We start from the raw sequence: 15,662 nt of genomic DNA on the forward strand, positions 1-15,662 counted from the left end.
CGGTTTTTCTTCCCGGATGCTTTTTTCATTATAATGTCGGTCTTCAATTACCGTTTGAATATCTGATCCTTTTCGTCGTTTGATTTCTGTGTAAGCAGTACACTGTACAAAATCGCAAACACCATGCCACTGAAACCAATCATTTGGATAATAACACTTTCAAATCCCTGCAGCTGCAGAGTCCCCGTTAAAAACAGAGCGAGAAACGCAACCAACATTGCCACAGCCCATACAACTGGTTCTTTCATCGTTATTCCCTCCATTTTCTCTCATGAGTAGAGATAGGTTATCTATATCATAATAAATTCCTTTTCCTTTTCCCATCCATCTGTAAAGTTATCTCCCATACTAATTTTTTCATTTGTCAGAAATAACTTTTATTCACCACCGCTGTTACGTTGAAACAATCATTTATTCCTAGTATGATAGTGGATAGTCCTTGTTAGATAGACATTTGTATATGCCTAGAAAAATACCCGTGCTGCGTATGGAGCACACAAACCGTCATGCACATTGTCTACAACGAAACTTCATGAGAGAGGGTCATAGCGATGGGAAAAACAGAAAAAGATTTACGAAACCGCAGTAAAGCCATCAGCGAGGGCGCCAACCGGGCGCCGAACCGGGCAATGCTCAGGGCTGTCGGATTTACAGACGACGATTTTAAAAAACCGATGATCGGCATTGCAAGTACGTGGAGCGAGGTTACTCCTTGTAACGTACATATCGATAATCTTGCACGCCACGCAAAGCAGGGAGCGTCCACTAATGGCGGCGCACCGCTTATTTTCAACACAATTACCGTATCTGACGGAATCGCAATGGGCCATGAAGGCATGCATTACTCCCTTCCAAGCCGCGAGATTATTGCGGACTCGATTGAAACTGTTACCAATGCGGAGCGTCTCGACGGAGTGGTCGCCATCGGCGGCTGTGATAAAACGACGCCTGGCTGCGTCATTTCTTTGGCCCGCATGAACATTCCTTCCGTTTACGTTTACGGCGGAACTATTCAGCCAGGTAAATTAAACGGCAAAGACATTGATATCGTTTCGTCCTTCGAGGCTGTCGGCCAGCACCAGACCGGTCAGATCAGTGACGAAGAGCTTCATCAGGTAGAGTGCAATGCGTGCCCCGGTGCTGGTGCCTGCGGAGGTATGTACACAGCCAATACGATGGCTGCTGCCGTAGAAGCGCTTGGCATGAGCATCCCTGGGTCCTCCTCCACGCCTGCGATTTACGAATACAAGGAAACCGAATGCAGGCAGGCCGGAGAATTAACCATCGAGCTGCTTGAAAATAACATTCTTCCAAAAGATATTATGACGAAAAAAGCATTTGAAAACGCCATTACGGTTGTTATGGCGCTTGGTGGTTCCACCAACGCGTTCTTACACCTTCTTGCGATTGCTCATTCGGCAGACGTGGACCTGTCTTATGACGATTTTGAACGTGTCCGCCAGAATGTTCCTCATATAGCCGACCTGAAACCAAGCGGCAAATACGTCATGCAGGACCTTTATGAAATTGGCGGCGTGCCGGCAGTCATGAAGCTTCTCCATGAGGAAGGACTGCTGCACGGTGAGTGCCTCACGGTAACCAGCAAGACGCTCGCAGAAAACCTTGAGGCTGTGCCATCCCTGAAAGAAGGACAGGAAATTATCCGTCCCCTCGCTGAACCGTTTAAAAAGACCGGTCCGCTTGTCGTTTTAAAAGGAAACGTCGCTCCGGAAGGCTCCGTAATCAAGCTGTCTGGTCAGAAGATCAGCCGGTTCGAAGGTACGGTAAAAGTCTTTAACAGCGAAGAATCAGCCACAAAGGCCATCATGGACGGCGATATCGTCGAAGGGGACGTGCTCGTTATCCGTTACGTCGGCCCACAGGGCGGCCCGGGCATGCCGGAGATGCTTTCTGTTACTTCCATGATCGTCGGACGCGGTCTCGGCGGCAAAGTAGCTCTTATGACTGACGGTCGTTTTTCCGGCGGTTCACACGGTTTTGTTATCGGGCACGTAGCGCCTGAGGCAAGTGTTGGTGGTCCAATCGGCCTGCTTGAAAACGGGGACACCATCTCCATTGACAGTGACACGCAGGAGATCAACCTCCATATTTCCGACGAAGAGTTTGAAAAACGCCGGAATGCCTGGCAGGCTCCGGATCTTCCGGAAAAACGCGGAGCGCTGGCCAAATATGCGAAACTCGTTTCTTCAAGTGCCAAAGGCGCCGTTACCGACGCAGATTTATAAACAATACTACGGAGAGCTGCCTTTTCGGGCAGTTCTCTTTCTTTTCAGCATTTTTTTGAACACTCTTGAGTTTCCAACAATTTATGGTAAATTATGAAGGTACTGAGCACTACATACACAGCATAGCCACGAAAGGAGTTTCCTATGTCCAAAAAACCAAGACCTAGTTCCGGCCGTACATTCGCAGCCATTGTAGCCGTTATAGCTGTGATTTTGCTCGCTATCATTCTTGTCGGCAACTTCGGCGGAGGCAGCAGTGATAATTCCAGCGGGAGCAGCGGAGAGAGTCTTGATACAAGTGACCAGCCTCTTAAGGGGGACGAGGATGCCCCGGTAACAGTCGTTGAATTTGGGGATTATAAATGCCCCGCGTGTAAAGATTTTCATCAATCCGTCGTTCCTGAAATCGAATCCCAGTTTATCGAATCCGGCGATGCCGCTTTCCATTACGTTCATTACCCATTTCTAAGTGAAGATTCCACTACAGCGGCAGAATTCAGCGAAGCTGTTTACGGCGAACTTGGGGATGAAGCCTTCTGGAGCTTTCACGATACGCTTTTCGCCAACCAGCCGCAGAACGAAGGCGGGGATTATTTTAACCAGGAACGTTTAACGGAGCTGCTGCAGACAACAGCTTCCGAAGAGGAAGTAAACACAGTGGTTGAAGCTTTTGAAAACGGCACCTACGAGGAAAACGTGGAGAATGACCGTTCGATGGCAGAAGATCTTGGTGTAAACAGCACCCCTTCCGTATTTGTGAATGGAGAACTGTTTGAAGGTGACAGCTATCAGGAGCTGCTCGATATGATTGAAGAAGAGGCAGGGGAGTAACGCCTATGGATCGTTGGTTAAGTGCTGCCTGGCTGATGGCCATTACCGCTACGCTCGGCAGCTTATCGTTCAGCGAAATTTTAGGCTATACGCCGTGTGAGCTTTGCTGGTACCAGCGCATTCTTATGTACCCGCTCGCAGTTATTTTAGGCATTGCTGTTTTCCGCGGGGAACGGCAGGTCATATGGTATGCACTCCCTCTTGCTCTGCCCGGTACGCTGCTTGCCGGTTACCATTACCTGTATCAAAAGCTTCCGGCACTTCAGCAGGCCACGGAATGCACCGGTGCGGTTTCCTGCTCCGATCAATCAGCACAGTGGTTCGGGTTTATTACTATTCCTCTTCTTTCCTTCACTGCATTTTTGATTATTTCCATTGCTCTTTTGGTTATCGCTGTACGCAAAAAATAGTCACATGCCATCAGGCACGTGACTATTTTTTATTATTCTTCGGACGAAGCCACGGCTTCTTCTATTTCTGTAATCATTTTATCCATCGACTGTAGACCGCCGCCGGAAAGGTACCAGTATTCCGGATCCAGATAATGAATATTATCATTCTGCGCTGCCTGGGTCTCATTCACAATGTCATTATCGAGAGTTTCCTCAGCTGACTGTTCTTCCCCACCCTGACTGACTACCGCACTGCGGTCTATAACGAAGAGGTGTTCTGGATCTTCTTCCGCTAAGTATTCATAGGAAGCACTCTGTCCGTGCGTAGAGGCTTCGATATTTTCATCTGCTGCCGGCACGCCGAACACATCGTGAATCAGCCCGAAGCGGGAGCCTTCGCCGTAAACACTCAAAGACCCGTCATTTACAAGCGTCACCAGGGACTCTCCGGTGTCTTCAGTCGTTTCATTTAAATCTTCAATGCGGGTATGAAGCTCGTCCACCTTTTCCTGCATCTGCTCTTCTTTCTGGAAAACCTCTCCGATCATTTCCATGTTGCTGTCAAAGGACTCCATATAGTTTTCTGTATCCACCGCTGTATAAACAGTTGGAGCAATTTCGCTCAGTTCATCATAGGCATCACTCTGACGCCCTGAAATGATAATAACATCCGGCTCCATTGCGTTAATTGCTTCAAAATCCGGTTCTTTCAAGCTGCCGATATTTTCATATTCATCGCTGCTGTAATCATCCAGGTATGAAGGAAGCGACTCCTGGGCTACGCCGTTCACGCCTACATTAAGCTCATCCAGTGTTTCAAGCATTTCATAGTTAAACACGACGACATTTTCCGGATTTTCCGGTACGGTTGTTTCACCCATTTCGTGCTCTACGGTTATTTCTCCGCCCCCGCTGCTTTCCTCCCCATTTTCTTCACTGCTGTTTTCACCTTCTGCAGTTGATGACTCAGAATTATCAGCTCCGCATGCAGCAATAAAAGCTGTTCCCAGTATTGCAGTTGACGCAAGCATCCATTTGTTCTTTTTCATTTTTCCATTCCCCCTGGATATGTTGTTTTTATATTCCCAGCCTGATGCGCTGTACTCCCTCCTTCTGTTACTCTTTCACCGTATCAACGGGCTGGCAGCTTGGTTTACGTGAAGTAAACACAGATTTTCTGATCGTTAATACGACAGATCGGCATATCCATTTCATAGATATCTGTCAGTACTTCTGATGCCATCATCTCTTCGGTGGTGCCTTGAGCTACGATATGCCCGTTTTTCAAAGCGACGATGTCATCGGAGTAACAGGAAGCAAAATTAATATCATGAATAACCAGAAGCACGGTTTTCCCCATATCTTTCACTAAACGGCGAAGCACTTTCATGATTTGCACGGAGTGCTTCATATCCAGATTGTTCAGTGGCTCGTCGAGCAGAATGTAGTCGGTGTCCTGGGCAATCACCATCGCAATGAAGGCCCGCTGCCGCTGGCCGCCGCTCAGCTGGTGGATAAAGGAATCCTGCATCGTTTCAAGCTCCATGTAATCAATAGCCTGATCCACATGCTCCCAGTCTTCTGCACTCAGACGTCCCTGCGAATAAGGAAAACGACCGAAGGAAATTAATTCACGGACGGTAAGCCGGGCGTTCATTTCATTGGACTGCTTTAAGATCGCCAGTTTCTTTGCCAGCTCCCGGCTTTTAGTTTTCGTAATATCCTTATCTCCGATTCTCACTTCGCCCGCGTCCTTAGCGATTAGGCGGCTGATCATAGCAAGCAGCGTACTTTTCCCCGCCCCATTCGGACCGATAAATGAGGTAATTTGTCCCTGCTTAATCGTTACGGAAACATCGTCTACGACCGGCGTTTCATCGTATTTTTTTGTTACATTCATTACCTGGACCATGCTTTATTCCCCCTTAATAACAGATAGATAAAGTAAATGCCTCCGATAAAATTCACAATGACGCTGATCGCTGTGTTAAAGCCAAGCACCCTCTCGACGAGCAGCTGTCCGCCGATCAGAAACGCCACAGCTGCAAGCGCAGCAGCAGCAAGCAGCACGCTGTGCCGGTAATCCTTCATCAGCTCATAAGCAACGTTTGCCACGAGCAGGCCTAAAAACGTAATCGGCCCGACGAGCGCGGTGGCAATGGAAATAAACATGACTACAACGACAAGCAGACGCTTTACCGCGTATTGATATGGCACTCCCAGGTTAACCGCCTGGTCCTTCCCGAGGGAGAGGACATTTAAATATTTTATGAAGGACAGGGAGTAGATAAACAGCAGTACAAAAGCCGCTGTAGAAATACCGAGAATATTTGTACTCACATTGTTAAAGCTTGCAAACATATTGTCCTGAATCGTTAAAAATTCATCTGGTGATATGAGGACTTGTAAAAATGTTGAAATACTGCTGAACAATGTTCCACAGACAATTCCGACGAGCAGCAAAAAGAAAATATCCTGCTGCTCCCCCTGAAATAAAAAGTAGTAAAGAATGACAGCAAACCCGAGCATCAAGGCAAGCGATACGAAAAAGTTCAATGGGCCGTTAATTACAACCGCCGACGTGGAACCGAAAAAGAACACGAGGGCTGTCTGCAGCAAAATATACAATGAATCGAGACCTATAATACTAGGTGTCAAAATCCGGTTATTCGTAATCGTTTGAAAAATAACAGTGGAAAAAGCAATCGCACCGCCAGTCATAACCATAGCAAGAAGCTTCTCTGCCCGGTGCTCCAGAACGTAATCCCAGTTGCCCCCAGCGTCTGTAAACATAAAGATAACCGCGAGAACAAGCGACAAAACAGCCAGTCCTATTATCTTCCAATTAAAACGCATATTTCTTCCTCCTCATCAGCATATAGAGGAACAAGAAACTGCCAAGAACACCTACAGTTAAACCGATAGGAACCTCATAAGGAAAAACAATCAGACGCCCAAAAATATCACAGACGAGTACAAACACTGCTCCAAGCAGCGCAGTGTGAATCAGCGTTTTCTGCAGATTATCCCCCAGGTAGATAGCAACAATATTTGGTACCACTAGTCCTAAAAACGGGATGGTTCCCACTGTTAATATAACGACGGCCGTCACAGCGGCGACGATGGTAATGCCCAGATTGACGACTGTACGGTAATTCAATCCAAGATTCACCGCAAATTCTTCTCCCATGCCGGCAATCGTAAATCGGCCTGCAAATATGTAAGCTATTAAAATAAGCGGAAGGCTGACATAAAGAAGTTCATACTGACCGTTTACAATTAGTGAAAAATCCCCCTGCAGCCAGGCTGACATGTTTTGCACGACATCATATTTCAAGGCAAAAAACGTCGTTACGGAGCCTACAATGTTTCCAAACATGAGCCCTACCAATGGAATAAAAATAGGGTCTTTAAATTTCACTCGTTCCAAAATAGTCATAAAAATAAACGTACCGATAAGAGCAAATAAAAAAGCTACCCCTGTCCTAAGCAGCGGCGTGGCTCCGCCGAACCAGATCATAGCCACTAAAATACCAAATCGGGCCGAATCCATCGTTCCAGCTGTAGTTGGAGAAACAAACCGGTTCCGGCTAAGCTGCTGCATAATCAATCCGCAGATGGCCATGCCCATGCCAGCCATAATAATACTAAGAAGCCGCGGTATACGGCTCGATGTCAATGTGCGCCATTCGTCTTCATTTCCTGCCACCAGCCCCTGCACCGACACTGTCTGAACGCCGATAAACATAGAGCCTGCCGAAAGAAGAATGAGAAGAACAAGTAAGTACCACCACTTCATCTTTAAACACTTCATTTCCGGGAATAATTGCGTCGTTCCACATCTAATCATTAATGATATTCATTATCAATTGCTTTTATTATTTTAGCACCACGGTCTTAAATGTCAATGTACATTCTGCTTTTTTCCTAAATTTTTCATAAACAAAAAACCGGCCTGCCTGAAAAGGCAGCACCGGCGTTTCATATTCCTGTTAAGACGGAAGTGTTACTTTGTCCATGAATGCTGAAAAAGCGTAGGAATCTTCATTGTAGGCGTATAAAAACATAGATCCTGAAACGGCTGTCCGGTAGGAAACATTTTCCCATCCCCCGTTTTCAGTCACTTCCTGCTGAAACTGTTCTTCTGCCTGGGCGGCCTCCTCCCGGGAATCGAACTCATAAACCGCTACTTTTGTATTCGTGCTGTCCTCCTCCCACATTTCGCTTTCATGATCCATGGATACCGGGGCCGCAGGGTTTTCTTCTGTCTCCTGCATAGAAAGTCCGTTGCTTTCAAGCTCCGTGATCCATTGTTCTGCGCCCTCTGCCTCATTTCCACAGGCAGATGCAAACAGTAGCATGCCTGCCGCTGCGCCCGCTGCCATCCTGTTGAAAAGCCGCATTGCAGCCCCCTCCTCCCGATAAATTGAATATACGGCTGATTATGTATATGTTTATTCTAACAGGGATTTCCAGTCGAAACATTATTCTTCTCGTTTTTTTGCACATTTTTATGCCTTTGTTACAATAGAGAACAGCATGAAAGGAGCGAATAAATAATGACTACGAATAACCGCATCGAATCCAAAAATTCTTTTGAGGAGACAATACAAACAGAAACACCGGTGGCAGTAGAATTTTCAGCGGGTTGGTGTCCGGACTGCCGGAGACTCGATATGTTTATAGATGATGTCCTGAACCGTTTTGACAGTGTGCCATTTCATAAAATTGATACCGAACAGCTGCCAGACATTACAAGCGAACAGGAAGTAATGGGCATACCGAGTATTCTTGTATTCCAGAACGGGGAAAAAATAGGCCATTTGCATAGCGCAGACGCTAAAACCCCCGGCCAGGTAAGCGACTTTTTCTCCAAATATTACTAAAGAAAATCTGCCGGGTTGCCGGCAGATTTTTAATTTTTCCGGGCAGCTCAGCCGTGCTTTGTTTGAAATTGCCAGAAGCGGGAATGTTTCCTTCAGCATACTAAAAAGGAGTGAGCATTATGGCAGTTATTGATGCCAAAGAAATATTAAGCGAATACCGCCGCGGCATAGAGCAATTCAGTGAATCCTATCAGGAAATCGCAAAAAATTACAACCGCTTTACGTCGAGTGCTTTCGAAGGCGGAGAAGTTTCGACCGCTCAGAAGCATCTGACGGCCCTTGCTATTGGCGTTCATCAGGGTGATACTACATGCATTGTTTACCATATGGACCAGTGTCTCCATCATGGATGCTCGGAGGATGAAATCAAGGAATATATGGGTGTAGCAGCAGCTTTTGGCGGCGGCGAATCCATGAGTGAAGCAGTGACGATAGGCCTCGATGCCCTGCAGCAGTTAAAAGATAAATAATAAGAAGCTGTTTCCTTTGCCGGAAACAGCTTCTTATTATTTATCCAGGATATCTACAACAAATTGGGACCATGTCTCGAGCCGTTCATAGGTTTCCGGCTGGGACAGTTCTTCCACGCTCGTCCAGAAGCCGCGGATCTGCTCCGTTTCTTTCACCTGTACGTCCACGTGCTCCGGAAGAATAAAAGTATACAAAATGCCGAGATGCACTTCACCGACAGCGTTATCGTCATCATTAATCAGTCCAAGCGCCTGCATTTCCGCTCCTTCGAGAGAAGAAATATGAAGTTCTTCTTCAAGCTCACGGTCGGCATTTGTATGCAGCAGTTCCTGAAATGTCGAAACGCCGGATTCAGCATTCATATGCCCTCCAAACCCGAGGGACAGTTTATTGTGCAGCCTTCCTTCTCCTCCACCTGCAAGCCGTTCGTATGCAAATAATTGTTCTCCCCTGCGGATAACCACGTAGGGTATCGGCTGCTTCCAGGAAGGGTCTTCTTCGGCGTCTCCCCGTCTTTTTTCCGTGTATGTATCCGCAATCGTTCCGATAATTTCCTGAATTTGACCCTGCTCGTCCTGCACCCCGTGAAAAGTCCGGGCTTCGCGTGCAAATACCTGCTCTCTTGGTGCTACTACAATCATTTCATCCATTTTCCCCATACTGTTCACCTCTTTGTGATGTTCATCTGTTTTTTATTATAGCGGAATTTTTTTATATATACATTAAAAAAGCCAGGCGCAGGCCCGGCTTTTTTTGTTAGTTGAAAATGAAATCTTCGTCCCGGACCGGCTCCACTGTTGCTTTTTTGTAGCCGTTTCCTTTCATCGAGAAGAAATCATGGGATTTTGTTTTTGTATCCATGCCGTTTAATACAATCGGGTTAATTTCTTCCTCTTCAAAATACGCATCCAAACCTAAGTTCATCAACGCTTTGTTCGCATTGTACCGAAGGAACTTTTTCACATCGGAGGTCAGTCCTACCGGATCATATAGCTGCTCGGTGTAAAGCAGTTCATTTTCATACAGCTCCATGAGGAGGTCGTGGGCAAATTCCTGCAGTTCTTCCTGCTTTTCCGGTGTCTGGCGCTTATAAATTTCCTGCGCTAGTAGACCGACGTAAACGCCGTGGATCGCTTCATCACGGATAATCAGGTTAATGATTTCCCCGCTCTGCATGAGTTTACCCTGGCCGTAGAAATAAAGCGGATAATAAAAGCCGCTGTAGAACAGAAAGCTTTCAAGGTAAACAGAGGCTACCATCGCTTTGTACAGGGAAATTTCGTCCCCGTCTTCGATTTTGTTGTACTGCTCTACAATACGGGTGGCTTTTTTCTGCAGATGCGGATTTTCCTTCACCCATTCAAACAACTCATTGATTACTTCTGTAGAAGCAAGTGTCATGAAAATGTTCGAATAGGATTTTGCGTGCACCGCATTTTCCATCATTGCCATAAAGTTTAATACTGCTTTGCGCTGGTGACCTTCCACCTGCTCAGCAACCTTTGGCATGCCGACATTTCCCTGCTCTGTATCGAGCAGGGTCAAACCGGCGAGTACTTTCATATACGTATCTTTTTCCTGATCCGATAGATATTTCCAGGTGAGCAGATCCCCGTTGAGTGATATTTCCTCTGGAAGCCAGAACTGTTTTACATTCTGGCTGTAAAACATCTGCGTAAAGTCGTCGTCTTGTTTTGACCAGTCGGCTGCGTCAAATATTTGATTCATGGGGTGATGCTCCTTTCTTTACACGACGCAGGAGAGGCAGTCGTCCTGTCCTGTGTCTTTTGTCCGCGCATAGTAAATCGTCTTGATACCTTTATGGTGGGCATAGAGATCAATTCGGTTCAGATCTCTTGTGGTGATGGTGTCACGCACAAAGAGAGTGAAGCTTATGCCCTGATCGATGTGTTCCTGAATAGCTGCGATCATATCCACAACGTTGAACATGTCCATGTCGTATGCCGCTTTGTAGTAGAACCAATTATCCGGTGCGAGGCCCGGCATCGGGTAATACGTTTTCGAGTTTCCGTACGTCCGTTCTTCAATCCGCTCCATAATCGGCATAACAGAAGCAGTTGCCGACTGTACATAGGAAATGGAGCCGGTTGGTGCGATTGCCAGGCGGTAGCTGTGGAACAATCCGTACGTCTGAACCTGCTTCATCAGCTCTTCCCAGTCTTCAGCATCCGGCACGGCCATGCCTTCAAACAGGTCTGCAATTTTAGAAGAGGAAGGAAGGTAAGAACGGTTCAGGTACTTGTCAAAGTAGGAGCCGTCAGCATAGCTGGATCCTTCGAAGCCGTAGAACGTTTCCCCTGTTTCTTTTGCAAGCTCCATCGAACGCTGGATAGAATAGAAGTTCACAGCCATAAAGAAGAAATCAGCGAATTCCCGTGCCTCCTCACTTTCATAGGCGATATGGTTCTGGGCCAAAAAGCCGTGCAGGTTCATCGCTCCGAGACCGATCGATTTCATCATCTGGTTGCCGCGGCGTACAGCCGGAGCATTCGTAATATTGGTATGCGTTGCTACGTGGGTCAGAGAGTCGGTAGCTAGCTTCACTGTATCCTTGATCGTTTTGTGCTTCATAACATTGGCAATGTTCAACGAACCAAGGTTGCAGGAAATATCGAGGCCGACTTCATCCTCCTCGCCGTAATCCGTATAGCTTGATACCTCAGACGCCTGGAGCACTTCAGAGCAAAGGTTGGAGAATTTTACTTTGGACACGTTATTCAGCGCGTGCGCCCGGTTGACGTTATCCTGGAACATCAGGTAAGGATACCCGGATTCGGACCGGAGAATCGCCAGCTTCTCAAGCATGCGGCGGGCATTGACCTTGTCTTTTTTCACGCGGTCGTCCTCGACGAGCTTGTCGTACATTTCACTCATATCCATTTCGTCAAGATGTTCACCGTACGCCCGGTACACTGTATGCGGATAGAACAGATACATGTCTTTGTCCTGGCGGGCGAGTTCAACGAATTTATCCGGGATTACGACCCCGATTGATAATGTTTTAACACGCACATCTTCATCGGCCGAAATTTTCTTTGAGTCCAGGAAGTCGTGAATGTCCCGGTGAAAAATGTTTAAATACGCTGCGCCGGAGCCCTGGCGCTGCCCCATCTGATCTGCGTAACGAAAAGCGTTGTCGAGCAGCTTCATTACGCCGACGACACCCTTTGTCGCGTTTTCCACATCCTTAATGGCTTCGCCCTTCGCCCGGAGCTTCGATAAATTCAGCGACACACCGCCGCCTACTTTGGACAGCTGCATGGAAATATCAACAGCCCGGGAGATGTCATTTAAAGAGTCGTTTACTTCAAGCAGGAAGCAGCTGACTAATTCTCCGCGCCGTTTTCTGCCGGCATTCAGGAACGTCGGGGTGCTCGGCTGATAATCCTGGCTCATCATCATTTCTGCAAACTGCTCAGCTTTCTCTGCGTTACCATTGCCGAAATAAAGGGCCACGACAGCCACCCGGTCTTCAAAGCGCTCAAGGATCATTTTCTGATCATTGGTTTTCAGCGCATAATCATTGTAAAATTTAAACGCGCTCATGAATGACGGAAAACGGAATTTCTTTTCATAGCACAGATTGTAGACGCGCTCAATTTCTTCAAATGAATACGCCTCAAGGAATTCTTTTTCATAAAAGTCATTTTCGAGCAGATAGTCGAGCTTTTCTTTCAGATCGTGAAAGAAAACAGTGTGCTGATTGACGTATTGGATGAAGTATTGATAAACGGCTTCTTTGTCTTTTTCAAATTGAAAGGACCCGTCCTTTTGGAACATGATTTCATTGTTTAACTGGATCCAGTCGGTGGTTTGTGTTTGTTGCAACTTTCATCGCCTCCTCTGCGAAAATGGACACATCGTTTTTTGTTCCGCTCAGTTCGAATTTATGGAGTATGGGAACGTTGTAGTTAACTGCAATCTGATTGGCGCTTTTAGCAAAATTGTCCCCCCATACTTTGTTTCCACTCGATGCTACAGCGAGCAGCTGCTCTGCATGTTCTTCGAGAAATGCTTCGGTGGATTCCGGGATATTTCCAAATCCCTTCGTATAGGTGATAAGGATAAACGGTTCATCGATTTGTTCCGCTTCATTCAGACTGTACACCCGGTCAAATGGGATTTTTTCTGCAAAACGCTTCACGTTGCCCGTCATAGAATCAAAAATGATCGGTATCATCGAATCCCCTCCTTACTTTCTAAAATGTACGAACGTGTGTACATCATTCTTATACCACTACTATATATGGTGTAATCTTCTTTTTCAACATACATGATATAGATATTTTTCGTTTCATCCTCTTGACAATTAAAATCTCTGCTATACTTCCTTATACTCCGCGATTCTCCCCCTGGAATTGTGCACATTTTCTGACAGAAAAAATTTCAGTAAGTAAGACCTGCTTCTATATCTAGTCGTTTATAAAAACTCCCACTGTCTGTACTACTACATACGGACATGCATTTAGTCCAGCTCTCTATTTACGGCAGAATAATTTTCGGTAAATTCTTGATACTTTCAGCGTATAGAAAAAATACATCACATATTATTTCAAACAAAAGCAGCCCGCGCTTACGCCGGCTGCTTCTTCATATTTCATCACCTTTTCAGGCGAGGCTTTACCGTTCTTTCAATTGTATAAGTTCATTAACGATCCAGTAGGGATTCGGCCGGGCAGCTTCCCAGACAGAAGCTGCCACGGTACCGTCCTGATCGATGACATACGTTACATCTGCGGGGCAGTACGAATAGTATCCGGCAAACCGCAGGGCCGCTTTAACCTCCGGGACGTCCTGAAGCAGGTAGTCCCGGCAGGAGATGCACGCATTATACCAGGAGGCTGTCACAGCATTTGTATCTGCAAGCACCTTTCCTGAGAAAGACATATGCTGCAGCTCTTCCTGAAGTGCGGTCACCCGCCCGCTGGCAGCTACTACGGTTTGGGCTCCCATCTGCCGCAGCAGCGGGGACGCCTCCTGATAGCTCCGCAGCCGTTCTGTTTCTGCATGTATCCAGCCACCAAAGCAGAATAGAAGCACTACCGGCCCCTGGAGGAGCAGCTGGTTTAACGTAACATTTTCCCCGTCCATGTCGGGCAGTGAGAATGCCGGTGCTCTCTCTCCCATTCTAAGTCCCGGGCAGACCCCCGGGCGTTTCTCCTGATGCCATTCGTTCCATAAGATGTTTTTTGCCCGGTGCAGCTGTGAATGCAGCACCTTTTCCCTCAGCAGTGCCATTCCTGAAAGACTCCTTTCGGACCCCGTTCATCTGTTGATGTTAGTCTTTAATTGTCATCATCGTCGTTGTCGTCAACGTTGTCGTCATCGTCTTCAATATTCCTCGAAGCGATCGTACCGTCTGCATCATTTATGAAGAAATCGCCTTCCTGTCCGTTCGTTTCCACCGAGAGCTCGTATCCGTTCTCTTCACGGTCAAGCTCCCATTCGTTCAGCTCTCCTGACACTTCACCCATCCCCGAAGCCACAATGTCTTCTAAACTGACGCTGTCCCCGTCCTGGATCAGCGGTTCTTCATTATCTTTATCATCATCGGTTTCTTTTTCGGTCACATTGCCGGAGAACGCGCCTACTTCAACATCGTATTCCTGTTCACCTTCGAGCTCCACACCGTATTTCTGCTCTTCCATATCCAGATCCAGTTCGACCGCCTGGCCGCCCGTTTCCTCCTCAGCAATTATTACAGCTTCATCGGCAGTAATTTTTTCCTCACCAGAGCTGCTGTTGTTTTCGTTACTTTCTGCGGCTGTTTCTTCTGAAGATTTCTTTGAAGAGGTTTCTGCTTCCACGCCGCTATTCATAGTCGTGTAAGCTCCTGCACCAATAACTGCACCAAGCGCCGTGATCCCCGCCAGACTGCCTGCAAGTACTTTCCCTTTCATGGTCATTTCCCCCTTTATTTGTTGTTCCATCTTTACTATAGAGGCCCGACATGAGAATATCCCTACAGGAAAATGAGAAATTGATGAGAAATACATGAACGGCTCCTAACAAGTAAAGAGACAAAAAAAAGCCACCTGGAATCATCCAGGCAGCTTCTGCCGTTTAATCATCCCAGGTGACTGACAATATTTCTCCGGTGATGCCGTGTACCTGAACCGTAGCTTCGTCGTCGTCATTTTGTTCAAGCTCCACATAGTAAAACGGCTCCCCGGCGTCTGACTTTTCAAAATCAACATCATCGACTTCTCCGTTCACTTCTTCCTGCGCTACAGCTGCGGCTTCCTGTTCACTAAGCACTGTCTGGCGTCTTTCTTCACGGTCTTCCTCTGCTTTTTCTTCTAAAATATCTCCTGACCTGGCATCGATAGTTATTTCTTCCAACGCTTCGTCTTCAGCAAACTCCACTACGTACACGGCGGTGCCTTCCCGCGTTTCCCGGCTGATTTCCTCAATAGAAAAGTCAGTCTCTTCTTCTGCCAGAGCGCGTGCTTCTTCTTCTGTTAAAGCTTCTGTATCACCAGTGCTGTTACCCGCTACCCGTGTGACGCCTGTGACCGCTCCGTCTTCAGCATCCACCTGCAGCTGGTACGTCCCCCGGTCAAGCTCTGTCATCACCTCGTAGGTGCCATTTTGTTTTTCCACGCTCGTGATGTCCCCCTGGTATTGTTCCTGTACAGCCTGTTCAATTTCCTCCGGCGACATTTCCGGGGTAAAATACGGTGAAAACCGCCAGGCCCCAAGAGCTGAAACTATGAGACCAGCCATCAGCACAAACAGAAAGATAACATTTTTCACCGCAGGTTCCCCCTCTCCCTGTTGCTATTATTGTATCCGTTCATTCTGAGAAATTGATG

18 protein-coding genes are annotated in these 15,662 nt (G+C 47.0%); 5 read left to right on the forward strand and 13 right to left on the reverse strand.

The genetic code is table 11. From position 1 onward, the window contains the following. Positions 1–47: 47 nt before the first annotated feature. The gene (locus tag Q9M42_RS10070; protein ID WP_322526349.1) at positions 48–248 is read right to left on the reverse strand and encodes a hypothetical protein; all 201 of its coding nucleotides are present in this window, start codon (positions 246–248) and stop codon (positions 48–50) included. Between the two features lie 303 nt (positions 249–551). Between Q9M42_RS10070 and ilvD the strand changes: the two genes are divergently transcribed. From ilvD to Q9M42_RS10085, 3 genes are all read left to right on the forward strand, one after another. Then, on the forward strand, positions 552–2,246 hold the full coding sequence (ilvD, locus tag Q9M42_RS10075) for a dihydroxy-acid dehydratase (RefSeq protein WP_322526350.1): 1,695 nt from the start codon (positions 552–554) through the stop codon (positions 2,244–2,246). Positions 2,247–2,390: 144 nt separating this feature from the next. After that, on the forward strand, positions 2,391–3,077 hold the full coding sequence (locus Q9M42_RS10080) for a DsbA family protein (RefSeq protein ID WP_322526351.1): 687 nt from the start codon (positions 2,391–2,393) through the stop codon (positions 3,075–3,077). A 5-nt stretch (positions 3,078–3,082) separates the two neighbouring features. Beyond that, entirely contained in the window at positions 3,083–3,487 is a 405-nt protein-coding gene (locus tag Q9M42_RS10085; protein WP_322526352.1) for a disulfide oxidoreductase, read from the forward strand. A gap of 32 nt (positions 3,488–3,519) precedes the next feature. Here Q9M42_RS10085 and Q9M42_RS10090 read toward each other — a convergent pair whose 3' ends face one another. From Q9M42_RS10090 to Q9M42_RS10110, 5 genes are all read right to left on the reverse strand, one after another. Further along, entirely contained in the window at positions 3,520–4,518 is a 999-nt protein-coding gene (locus Q9M42_RS10090) for a siderophore ABC transporter substrate-binding protein (protein ID WP_322526353.1), read from the reverse strand. Between the two features lie 104 nt (positions 4,519–4,622). Continuing rightward, the gene (locus Q9M42_RS10095) at positions 4,623–5,381 is read right to left on the reverse strand and encodes an iron ABC transporter ATP-binding protein (RefSeq protein WP_322526354.1); all 759 of its coding nucleotides are present in this window, start codon (positions 5,379–5,381) and stop codon (positions 4,623–4,625) included. Further along, complete coding sequence (locus Q9M42_RS10100; protein ID WP_322526355.1) at positions 5,369–6,325, reverse strand: iron chelate uptake ABC transporter family permease subunit; 957 nt, start codon at positions 6,323–6,325, stop codon at positions 5,369–5,371. The genes Q9M42_RS10095 and Q9M42_RS10100 overlap by 13 nt, the downstream gene beginning before the upstream one ends. Beyond that, positions 6,315–7,268: an ABC transporter permease gene (locus Q9M42_RS10105; RefSeq protein WP_322526356.1), complete on the reverse strand. Its 954-nt coding sequence runs from the start codon at positions 7,266–7,268 to the stop codon at positions 6,315–6,317. Before Q9M42_RS10105 ends, Q9M42_RS10100 begins: the two co-directional genes overlap by 11 nt. 193 nt (positions 7,269–7,461) lie before the next feature. After that, the gene (locus tag Q9M42_RS10110) at positions 7,462–7,872 is read right to left on the reverse strand and encodes a hypothetical protein (protein ID WP_322526357.1); all 411 of its coding nucleotides are present in this window, start codon (positions 7,870–7,872) and stop codon (positions 7,462–7,464) included. Between the two features lie 156 nt (positions 7,873–8,028). On the opposite strand from Q9M42_RS10110, the gene Q9M42_RS10115 reads away from it, so the two are divergent. Then, positions 8,029–8,355 (forward strand): thioredoxin family protein, encoded by a 327-nt coding sequence (locus tag Q9M42_RS10115; protein WP_322526358.1) that lies wholly within the window; start codon positions 8,029–8,031, stop codon positions 8,353–8,355. Positions 8,356–8,474: 119 nt separating this feature from the next. Further along, on the forward strand, positions 8,475–8,825 hold the full coding sequence (locus Q9M42_RS10120) for a carboxymuconolactone decarboxylase family protein (RefSeq protein ID WP_322526359.1): 351 nt from the start codon (positions 8,475–8,477) through the stop codon (positions 8,823–8,825). A gap of 36 nt (positions 8,826–8,861) precedes the next feature. Here Q9M42_RS10120 and Q9M42_RS10125 read toward each other — a convergent pair whose 3' ends face one another. The 7 genes from Q9M42_RS10125 to Q9M42_RS10155 form a co-directional block, all read right to left on the reverse strand. Beyond that, positions 8,862–9,485 (reverse strand): hypothetical protein, encoded by a 624-nt coding sequence (locus tag Q9M42_RS10125; protein WP_322526360.1) that lies wholly within the window; start codon positions 9,483–9,485, stop codon positions 8,862–8,864. Between the two features lie 97 nt (positions 9,486–9,582). Continuing rightward, positions 9,583–10,554: a class 1b ribonucleoside-diphosphate reductase subunit beta gene (nrdF, locus tag Q9M42_RS10130; protein ID WP_322526361.1), complete on the reverse strand. Its 972-nt coding sequence runs from the start codon at positions 10,552–10,554 to the stop codon at positions 9,583–9,585. Between the two features lie 18 nt (positions 10,555–10,572). Then, positions 10,573–12,627 carry a class 1b ribonucleoside-diphosphate reductase subunit alpha gene (gene nrdE, locus Q9M42_RS10135; protein ID WP_322526394.1) on the reverse strand — a complete coding sequence of 685 codons (2,055 nt, stop codon included), beginning with the start codon at positions 12,625–12,627 and terminating at the stop codon, positions 10,573–10,575. Positions 12,628–12,631: 4 nt separating this feature from the next. After that, on the reverse strand, positions 12,632–13,027 hold the full coding sequence (nrdI, locus tag Q9M42_RS10140; RefSeq protein WP_322526362.1) for a class Ib ribonucleoside-diphosphate reductase assembly flavoprotein NrdI: 396 nt from the start codon (positions 13,025–13,027) through the stop codon (positions 12,632–12,634). 440 nt (positions 13,028–13,467) lie between these two features. Next, positions 13,468–14,085, reverse strand: coding sequence for a redoxin domain-containing protein (locus tag Q9M42_RS10145; RefSeq protein ID WP_322526363.1), 618 nt, complete (start codon positions 14,083–14,085; stop codon positions 13,468–13,470). A gap of 47 nt (positions 14,086–14,132) precedes the next feature. Further along, the gene (locus tag Q9M42_RS10150) at positions 14,133–14,747 is read right to left on the reverse strand and encodes a PepSY domain-containing protein (RefSeq protein WP_322526364.1); all 615 of its coding nucleotides are present in this window, start codon (positions 14,745–14,747) and stop codon (positions 14,133–14,135) included. Positions 14,748–14,910: 163 nt separating this feature from the next. Beyond that, complete coding sequence (locus tag Q9M42_RS10155; protein WP_322526365.1) at positions 14,911–15,603, reverse strand: PepSY domain-containing protein; 693 nt, start codon at positions 15,601–15,603, stop codon at positions 14,911–14,913. Between the last annotated feature and the right edge of the window lie 59 nt (positions 15,604–15,662).

The organism is Marinococcus luteus (genome assembly GCF_034497705.1).
Taxonomy (GTDB): Bacteria; Bacillota; Bacilli; order Bacillales; family Marinococcaceae; genus Marinococcus; species Marinococcus luteus_A.

Excerpts from the sequence above, each read along its gene's own strand:
- Q9M42_RS10070 (WP_322526349.1), bottom strand. The coding sequence starts at position 248 with ATGAAAGAACCAGTTGTATGGGCTGTGGCAATGTTGGTTGCGTTTCTC.
- ilvD (WP_322526350.1), top strand. The coding sequence starts at position 552 with ATGGGAAAAACAGAAAAAGATTTACGAAACCGCAGTAAAGCCATCAGC.
- Q9M42_RS10080 (WP_322526351.1), top strand. The coding sequence starts at position 2,391 with ATGTCCAAAAAACCAAGACCTAGTTCCGGCCGTACATTCGCAGCCATT.
- Q9M42_RS10085 (WP_322526352.1), top strand. The coding sequence starts at position 3,083 with ATGGATCGTTGGTTAAGTGCTGCCTGGCTGATGGCCATTACCGCTACG.
- Q9M42_RS10090 (WP_322526353.1), bottom strand. The coding sequence starts at position 4,518 with ATGAAAAAGAACAAATGGATGCTTGCGTCAACTGCAATACTGGGAACA.
- Q9M42_RS10095 (WP_322526354.1), bottom strand. The coding sequence starts at position 5,381 with ATGGTCCAGGTAATGAATGTAACAAAAAAATACGATGAAACGCCGGTC.
- Q9M42_RS10100 (WP_322526355.1), bottom strand. The coding sequence starts at position 6,325 with ATGCGTTTTAATTGGAAGATAATAGGACTGGCTGTTTTGTCGCTTGTT.
- Q9M42_RS10105 (WP_322526356.1), bottom strand. The coding sequence starts at position 7,268 with ATGAAGTGGTGGTACTTACTTGTTCTTCTCATTCTTCTTTCGGCAGGC.
- Q9M42_RS10110 (WP_322526357.1), bottom strand. The coding sequence starts at position 7,872 with ATGCGGCTTTTCAACAGGATGGCAGCGGGCGCAGCGGCAGGCATGCTA.
- Q9M42_RS10115 (WP_322526358.1), top strand. The coding sequence starts at position 8,029 with ATGACTACGAATAACCGCATCGAATCCAAAAATTCTTTTGAGGAGACA.
- Q9M42_RS10120 (WP_322526359.1), top strand. The coding sequence starts at position 8,475 with ATGGCAGTTATTGATGCCAAAGAAATATTAAGCGAATACCGCCGCGGC.
- Q9M42_RS10125 (WP_322526360.1), bottom strand. The coding sequence starts at position 9,485 with ATGGGGAAAATGGATGAAATGATTGTAGTAGCACCAAGAGAGCAGGTA.
- nrdF (WP_322526361.1), bottom strand. The coding sequence starts at position 10,554 with ATGAATCAAATATTTGACGCAGCCGACTGGTCAAAACAAGACGACGAC.
- nrdE (WP_322526394.1), bottom strand. The coding sequence starts at position 12,627 with ATGTTCCAAAAGGACGGGTCCTTTCAATTTGAAAAAGACAAAGAAGCC.
- nrdI (WP_322526362.1), bottom strand. The coding sequence starts at position 13,027 with ATGATACCGATCATTTTTGATTCTATGACGGGCAACGTGAAGCGTTTT.
- Q9M42_RS10145 (WP_322526363.1), bottom strand. The coding sequence starts at position 14,085 with ATGGCACTGCTGAGGGAAAAGGTGCTGCATTCACAGCTGCACCGGGCA.
- Q9M42_RS10150 (WP_322526364.1), bottom strand. The coding sequence starts at position 14,747 with ATGAAAGGGAAAGTACTTGCAGGCAGTCTGGCGGGGATCACGGCGCTT.